This is a genomic window from Maribacter sp. (genome assembly GCA_020629415.1).
GTDB lineage: Bacteria > Bacteroidota > Bacteroidia > Flavobacteriales > Flavobacteriaceae > Maribacter > Maribacter huludaoensis.
This window is the reverse complement of the sequence record JAHDDL010000074.1, coordinates 1-6,757: the sequence shown is the minus strand read 5'-3', so window position 1 is coordinate 6,757 and position 6,757 is coordinate 1. Positions and strand designations below refer to the sequence as shown.

Annotated in this window: 8 protein-coding genes; all 8 read right to left on the bottom strand. The window is 38.0% G+C overall.

What is annotated here, in order from left to right:
• Window positions 1-110 precede the first annotated feature (110 nt).
• Window positions 111-950: an alpha/beta fold hydrolase gene (locus QZ657_RS16990; RefSeq protein WP_291968221.1), complete on the bottom strand. Its 840-nt coding sequence runs from the start codon at window positions 948-950 to the stop codon at window positions 111-113.
• A 147-nt stretch (window positions 951-1,097) separates the two neighbouring features.
• A complete protein-coding gene (locus QZ657_RS16985; protein WP_291968220.1) occupies window positions 1,098-2,618 on the bottom strand; it encodes a Dabb family protein in 1,521 nt (506 codons plus the stop codon).
• Window positions 2,619-2,651: 33 nt separating this feature from the next.
• Window positions 2,652-3,083, bottom strand: coding sequence for a GlcG/HbpS family heme-binding protein (locus QZ657_RS16980; RefSeq protein WP_291968222.1), 432 nt, complete (start codon window positions 3,081-3,083; stop codon window positions 2,652-2,654).
• A 146-nt stretch (window positions 3,084-3,229) separates the two neighbouring features.
• Window positions 3,230-3,802, bottom strand: a complete 573-nt coding sequence (locus tag QZ657_RS16975) for a Crp/Fnr family transcriptional regulator (protein WP_291968219.1) — start codon at window positions 3,800-3,802, stop codon at window positions 3,230-3,232.
• 20 nt (window positions 3,803-3,822) lie between these two features.
• On the bottom strand, window positions 3,823-4,635 hold the full coding sequence (gene thiD / locus QZ657_RS16970) for a bifunctional hydroxymethylpyrimidine kinase/phosphomethylpyrimidine kinase (protein ID WP_291968218.1): 813 nt from the start codon (window positions 4,633-4,635) through the stop codon (window positions 3,823-3,825).
• Window positions 4,623-5,276, bottom strand: coding sequence for a thiaminase II (tenA, locus tag QZ657_RS16965; protein ID WP_291968217.1), 654 nt, complete (start codon window positions 5,274-5,276; stop codon window positions 4,623-4,625). The genes thiD and tenA overlap by 13 nt, the downstream gene beginning before the upstream one ends.
• Window positions 5,255-5,896 carry a thiamine phosphate synthase gene (gene thiE / locus QZ657_RS16960; RefSeq protein WP_291968216.1) on the bottom strand — a complete coding sequence of 214 codons (642 nt, stop codon included), beginning with the start codon at window positions 5,894-5,896 and terminating at the stop codon, window positions 5,255-5,257. Before thiE ends, tenA begins: the two co-directional genes overlap by 22 nt.
• The gene (gene thiM / locus QZ657_RS16955) at window positions 5,889-6,680 is read right to left on the bottom strand and encodes a hydroxyethylthiazole kinase (RefSeq protein ID WP_291968215.1); all 792 of its coding nucleotides are present in this window, start codon (window positions 6,678-6,680) and stop codon (window positions 5,889-5,891) included. Before thiM ends, thiE begins: the two co-directional genes overlap by 8 nt.
• Window positions 6,681-6,757 lie beyond the last annotated feature (77 nt).

Here is a 6,757-nt window from a genome sequence, read left to right as displayed (position 1 = left end):
TCCTTTTTACCATAATTTTCGAATGAGAAGTATGAAAGCACTTCTACAAATTCATCATCTGTAAGAGGAACTAATTTTTGAATATGTTGTTTTAACTTCTCTTCCATTGATTAAGAACTACAAATTTCATTCAAAATTGTTTTCCAAATAGTCGCTTTAAACTTGTCCCTAAAGACACCAAAATGACCAATTTTATTTGCTTGATAGTCGCATGGTCTTAAATGGTATGATTTACTCTTTGCGTTCTTGTATTGTGCCGTCATCCATTGCACGGCCTCTTTTGGCGCAAAGGTGTCATCAGCTATACTATATGCAGCAATATTGGCAGTTATTGCATGGTAATGCGTTTCATTGATAGATGGATCACTAAAAATATAATTGCTATGCGTGCCCCAGTTCCGCCATTGATCGGCAACATTTTTTGGTAAATTCTCCATACCGCTTAGTTTCTTGGCGTTTAGATAACCAAAAGTGGTGATAAGAAATGGAAAAAGAACATACCAGTTCAACCACATTCTTACTTTTCCCATTCCTTTCCAGTATTTCCAATATCCTGATTGTGCAGCAACTAAAATTATTTTGTCCAATGTATTGGAAGATTTAGCCAGCCCTATCAGTTGACCGCCAATGCTATGTCCAAGAATTACTTTTCTAGATTTTGGGTAGTGGTTTATAACGTATTGTAGTATACTTTCTATGTCATTTCTTCCCCAATCCGCAGCATTGGTTTTAATGGTTTTTATAGGTTTATTCAATGAACTGCCTATGCCTATATAATCAAATGTGATTACCGTAACGCCATTGTTTTGGGCATATGTAGCAAACTTGCTGTAATACTGCTGTTTTACTCCGGTAGCCGAGGCAATGATCAACACAGTATCTGCCTTAGTATTTTCGTGCAAGGATGCGGATATTGATCCTAAAGAAGATGGTATCTCAATTACTTTCATTTATTAAAGTACCTGCCTGTGCTAAATTAATGGAAATTTAAATTCCATGTAGCGATTAAGAACTAAAGGTCGATATAATTAAAAAACAAAGCAATTACATGTTACCGTACTTATAATCAAGTTATTCACGGTGTTTTTGATGTTGGACTATTCCTCCGTCCAATAATCCATTACCAAAACATCGGCAATGATAGGTCCTACTTTGGCTACCAAATCTAAATGGGCTTTATGAAAAAGGTATATTTCCCTACCGTGTTCATCGTTAAATGTCAGCGTGAAGGTATGTGTAAAACCTTTGCTGGCGCCTTCTTCACTATCATTTATTCCCCATTCCAATGCCGTGATCTGTGGAATTTGGTCTTTAAGGGCTACAAAAGCTTGTTCCGCTTCTTTAATTTCATCATTGGTGGCATCAGATTTATATTTTAAATGAACCACGTGCCTCAGTTTTTTATGATCTCTATTTATTTTGGGCAGTACATTGTAGGTCACCAATTTATGTAAATCGAACCGAAATGAACCTGCAATGAGAAAATCCTTTTCGCCAATGGAGTGCGACCTTAAACCGTAATAAATGGAATACCCCGTTTCCAAATAGTTCATAGGGCTAAGAATCCCTTCCTTATTCAACTTAAGCAATTGTATAGCCTCATCATCTCTAGTGCCTACCGCCAATACCGCTTCATCAGTATTGACCGAAATGACTTCAATTCTTGTTTGTCCGGATAGTTTGGTGCTCTCGTCGTCCTTCAGAACAAAATGTGGTACTAATGCACCCTTCTTATCGACCTTGAAAACACTTACACCGTCACCATGGTACACAAAATCTTTTCTTTTTATAAAATTGCCCCTTTTGTAGTACTTATGATGTCTGTGACCTACAATTACATAATGCTGATCTTCCAAGGTAACACCGGTAACGGGGTAAGTGCCCGTGAGGTAGCGATCTGTTTTGTTGTCACTTATATTATTTATATTCTTGAACGTACCGTCTTCATACACCCTAAAACTGCTAACGCCATTGTCCTGAAAACCACCGGTATATAAATAGGTTTTACCTTTTATTTGATGCACATACATGCCAATAATACCATCTGTATGTACCGTTTCATCATCTTTCATTGACTGTACGTGGGTAAGCGCTCCATTTTCCTGAATTTGAAAACAGCTTAGACCGGGATTTTCCTCTAGTCCGCCAACAAACAAATAAGACCCATTTTTCATATGTACTACCTGTAAGGTAATGGCAGTGCCCAAATAGGTATCTTCTGTATCTTCGGTCAATGCCGTACGTTCTAAAAATCCTGAATCCAATATTTTAAAACTTTCAATTACATTTCCATGCTTGTTGGCTACAAATAAAAAGTCATTGTTTTTTATACGGGTGGCTACCATACCCCGTGCCGGACCTTTTTTCATATGCAGTTCATGGTCGCTTATGGGAGAAAGAATTCCGTCTTCATTTAATGCATACACATCTATATTGCCCACACCGCCGGCAAATACATAATGTTTACCACCTTTCTCATAGCTGGTAACAGAAACAGTATTCTCTCCAGAAATGTCTTTAAAATCCTTTCTGTACAGCATTAAATCATCCGTAGACTGTGCATTGCCTATCTGCGCTATCGCGAAAATTGCAGCAAGCACATATTTAAATGTATTCATGATTTTCTTGTTGTTCATCGTCATTATGTATGCTTAATTTAAAACGTATTTGGCACCTGCAATGGCAATTTCCCTGTCTTGATCTATAGTACCGCCACTAACACCAATTGCCCCAATGATTTCTCCTTGCTTGTTTTTAATAGGATAACCACCGGGAAAAGTCATGAGTCCGTCATTAGAATGTTCAATATTATAAATAATACCGCCAGGTTGTGTCAGTTCGCCCAGTTCACCGGTATCCATATTAAAATACCTTGCCGTTTTTGCCTTTTTGATTGCTACATCAATACTTCCTAAAAAAGATTGGTCCATTCTTATAAACGCCTTTAGGTTAGCACCGGCATCTACCACGGCTATATTTACAAGTACGCCATCGGCTTCCGCTTTTGATTTTGCTTCAAGTAACACTTCTAAAGCTTCATCATGGGTAATGTTGTAGGTTACTTGCGCATAAGCGTCATCCATTAATATTAAAAATAATAATGTAAGTATCAGTCGGTTTACTTTTAGTACTTGTTTCATACCTCTCTATGCTGTTTTGCTTTACAAAAATTGAAAACAGTACCGAGAATAAAGTTGAACTTGTTCAACTATGGTTAATTTAATGAAATTTAAAGCTGCTTTTTTATTTTACTTAGAAATTCATGTGTGATGCCGAGATAGCTAGAAGTCTGCCGATCCGTTAATTTAGAAGCAATTTCCGGGTAGGTAGATGTGAAGAGAAGATATCTTTCTTTTGCCGTTAAGCTATGGTTTTGCACCAACCTGCGCTGCCATGCCACGACGGACTTCTGAAACATGATGCGAAACAATTTTTCTGCAGACGGTATTGCCGCGTATAGTTGCTCCTTGTTCTTTCTGTTAATAATTAGCACTTGACTATCCTCTAAAGCCTGAATGTTCAATTCTGAGGGGTTGTTGTTCATAAAACTATCTATGTCCATAAGCCACCAATCTTTTGCGGCGAAGAACAAGGTGTTTTCATTCCCTTTTTTGTCCAGGGTAAAGGTTCTAAAGCAACCCTCTAGCACAAAACCTTCAAACTTGCAGATTTCACCTTGTTGTAATATGAAATCTTTTTTATCAATAGTCTTTAGATGAAAATAGCTGCAAAATTTTTCTTCTTCATCTTTTGATAAATGAATAGTTTTATTGATATGCGCTATTAAAGGGTCGAAAATCATTGATGGTCTTATATTCTGAGTTACAATCCAAAATGATTAATAGGACCATTGCCATGACCCAAGATTTTATCTTTACCCGCGGCAATAGCTTGGTTTACGTAATTACACCCTTTTGTAATTGCTTCATCCATAGAAAATCCTAAACTTAAATAAGCTGCAATGCTTGAAGAAAGACTACAACCGGTACCATGTATATTAGTAGTGTTTACCCTTGGGTTGGTGATGATTTTTACTGTTTTGGTCTCATGAACATAAAAAACATCGGTCATAATAAAAGAATCATTATCCACATGACCACCTTTCAACAAAACGGAGACTTGAAACTGTTCACCAATTTTTTGTGCCATAGCTTTCATGTTGTCCACATTGATTTTTTCATTGATCAATAATTCCGCTTCAGGTATATTGGGCGTAATCAAGCTTACCTTTGGTAGGAAATCCTTTAAACATTCAATAGCATCGTCCGCAATTAACTTATGACCGGATGTACTTACCATAACAGGGTCCAATACCATATTAGTTGCTTTATACTCGGTCAACTTAGCCTTTACCATATTGATTACCTCGCAAGAGTGGAGCATACCAATTTTAATGGCGCCAAAATAAATATCACTCAATACGGCATCCAGTTGTTTTTCTAAATGTGCAATGGGTATAGCGTGTATATCTGTTACACCTTGCGTATTCTGAGCCGTGGTGGCCGTTATTACCGTTGCCGCAAATGCTCCGCAGGCGCTAATACTTTTAATATCTGCCTGTATGCCGGCACAACCGCCAGAATCGCTCCCAGCGATACTTAACACACTATTATAGGTTCTATTTAAATCTTCCATGCTTCTTTATTATAGGCGCTATCCCAAAACATCCATTCCAATTTAGATGCTTTTATAAAAGCTGTTTTCATTTTCTGTAAAACTTCTTCTGAAGCATTTTCCGCATACCTATTGGTAATGGCTACCGCATTATTAACCGAAGCAGCAAATTCTTCCCCACCATAGGTATCTATCCAATCTTGATATGGGTTATCTGCTTTATTGGTTTGGTTTTCTTGAATGTAATCCCCAATTTCTTTGTAAATGGTAAAGCAGGGGAGCACGGCTGCCAATGCTTCTTCTAAAGAATGGTTGGCTACCATACGTGTTAAATAACTAGTGTACAATTCACAAGTAGGCGAGGGCTCGTGTGTTAACCGATTATCTTTCAAGAAAATTTGATGTAGCGCATTTTCAACATGAATAATGCCGGTTGCCGAATCCAGAAAAAACTGTGTGTCGTTTTCATCCTGACACTTAACACCCACTGTAGCAAGTACTTTTTTATACTCCGCCAAATACATGGCGTCTTGATTGATATAAAATTGAAATACATCTGATGATAGCGTGCCGTTCATCAGTTCTTTGATAAAGTGCTGTTGTTTTATTGCTTCTAGAATAAAATCTGTTTCTTGTCTTACTAGTGTGTACCAGTCTTGCATACTATTTGTTTTAATTCTTTTGTTGCCGTTAGAGGTTCAACTGCTTTTGAAATTGCGGAAACTACGGCAACACCGTCGGCACCGTTGCTTATAATCTCCGCTGTATTGTTTTTGTTGACACCACCAATACAGACCACAGGTTTATTATATACTTTTAGTATTGATCTAAGACCTGAAATTCCTAACGGTTTTGCTAAATCTGTGGTCTTCGTATCCGTTGAAAAAATAGGGGAGATGCCAATATAATCTGCCGCTTGGGCATTATCCTTTATAGCTTGTTCCAAAGAACTTACCGATAGTCCGATAATGGAATTTTTTCCTAGTAGACGTCTGGCAACGTTAAATGGCATATCGGTTTGTCCAATGTGAACTCCGTCTGCATTCACTGCCAGTGCAATGTCTATACGGTCATTAATGATCAATGGAATGTTATTAGCCACACACAATTCTTTTGCATGAACGGCACGTTTGTAAAATGTAGCCGTGTCACAGGTCTTCTCACGTAATTGTACCAATGTTACACCACCCTTTAAAGCAGCTTCTAGAATAGCAAAAAAGGTATTATCGTCCCTAATACTATCATCGGTAACATACATTAAAGCGTAATCTATTTTAGGCATTCGTCTTAACTTTTACCGCTAAAACTTCAGGGGAAAGCTCATTTAGACTATCATAAAAATTCATTTGAAAACTACCCGGACCGGCACTCTTATCATTTGCCATATCACCTGCAACACCCATTATGGCCATTGCAGCAACTGCAGCTAAATGTGTATTTTCCTCAACACCTAAACAAGCACCTACCATAGCGGTTGCCGTACAGCCCATACCGGTAATTTTTGCCATAAGCGGGCTGCCATTTTCTATTTTGCTAAAAGTATCTGCAGTGATGATGTAATCTATAGCACCACTGATCACTACGGTGTTTTTGAGTTGTTTGGCAAGTAGGGTAGCACCTTCAATGGCATCTTGGGTATCCATTGTACTATCAACACCCTTAGTGGAATTGGTCAATTTAGCCAGAGCCATTATCTCCGAGGCATTTCCACGAATTACATTGGGTATTGCTGTCTCTATAATGTTCTGTGCCACTTCCGTTCTGTATGCAGATGCACCAACGCCAACCGGATCGAAAACAAAAGGGGTATTGGTCGCCTTGGCTTGTGCTGCTGCCATTAGCATACTTTCTACCCATTTGTCGCTCAGTGTTCCCATATTGATAACCAGCGAAGAAGAAATAGTAACAATATCCTTGACCTCTTCTTTAGCGTGAGCCATTACAGGAGATGCACCAACAGCCAATAAAGCATTGGCAGTATTGTTCATGACTACATAATTGGTAATGTTATGAACTAAAGGACTCTTACTTCTTATTTTTTGTAAAATCTCGGAAATACTGCTCATTGAATAATTGTAAACGGTTGGTGAGCAACTAAGTTCGCTAAATTCAAAAAAATAGAAAACAATAATGTATTAGTATT

Coding starts and splice junctions, on each gene's coding strand:
- thiD (WP_291968218.1), bottom strand. CDS start 4,635: ATGGAAGATTTAAATAGAACCTATAATAGTGTGTTAAGTATCGCTGGG.
- tenA (WP_291968217.1), bottom strand. CDS start 5,276: ATGCAAGACTGGTACACACTAGTAAGACAAGAAACAGATTTTATTCTA.
- QZ657_RS16990 (WP_291968221.1), bottom strand. CDS start 950: ATGAAAGTAATTGAGATACCATCTTCTTTAGGATCAATATCCGCATCC.
- thiM (WP_291968215.1), bottom strand. CDS start 6,680: ATGAGCAGTATTTCCGAGATTTTACAAAAAATAAGAAGTAAGAGTCCT.
- thiE (WP_291968216.1), bottom strand. CDS start 5,896: ATGCCTAAAATAGATTACGCTTTAATGTATGTTACCGATGATAGTATT.
- QZ657_RS16985 (WP_291968220.1), bottom strand. CDS start 2,618: ATGAATACATTTAAATATGTGCTTGCTGCAATTTTCGCGATAGCGCAG.
- QZ657_RS16975 (WP_291968219.1), bottom strand. CDS start 3,802: ATGATTTTCGACCCTTTAATAGCGCATATCAATAAAACTATTCATTTA.
- QZ657_RS16980 (WP_291968222.1), bottom strand. CDS start 3,083: ATGGATGACGCTTATGCGCAAGTAACCTACAACATTACCCATGATGAA.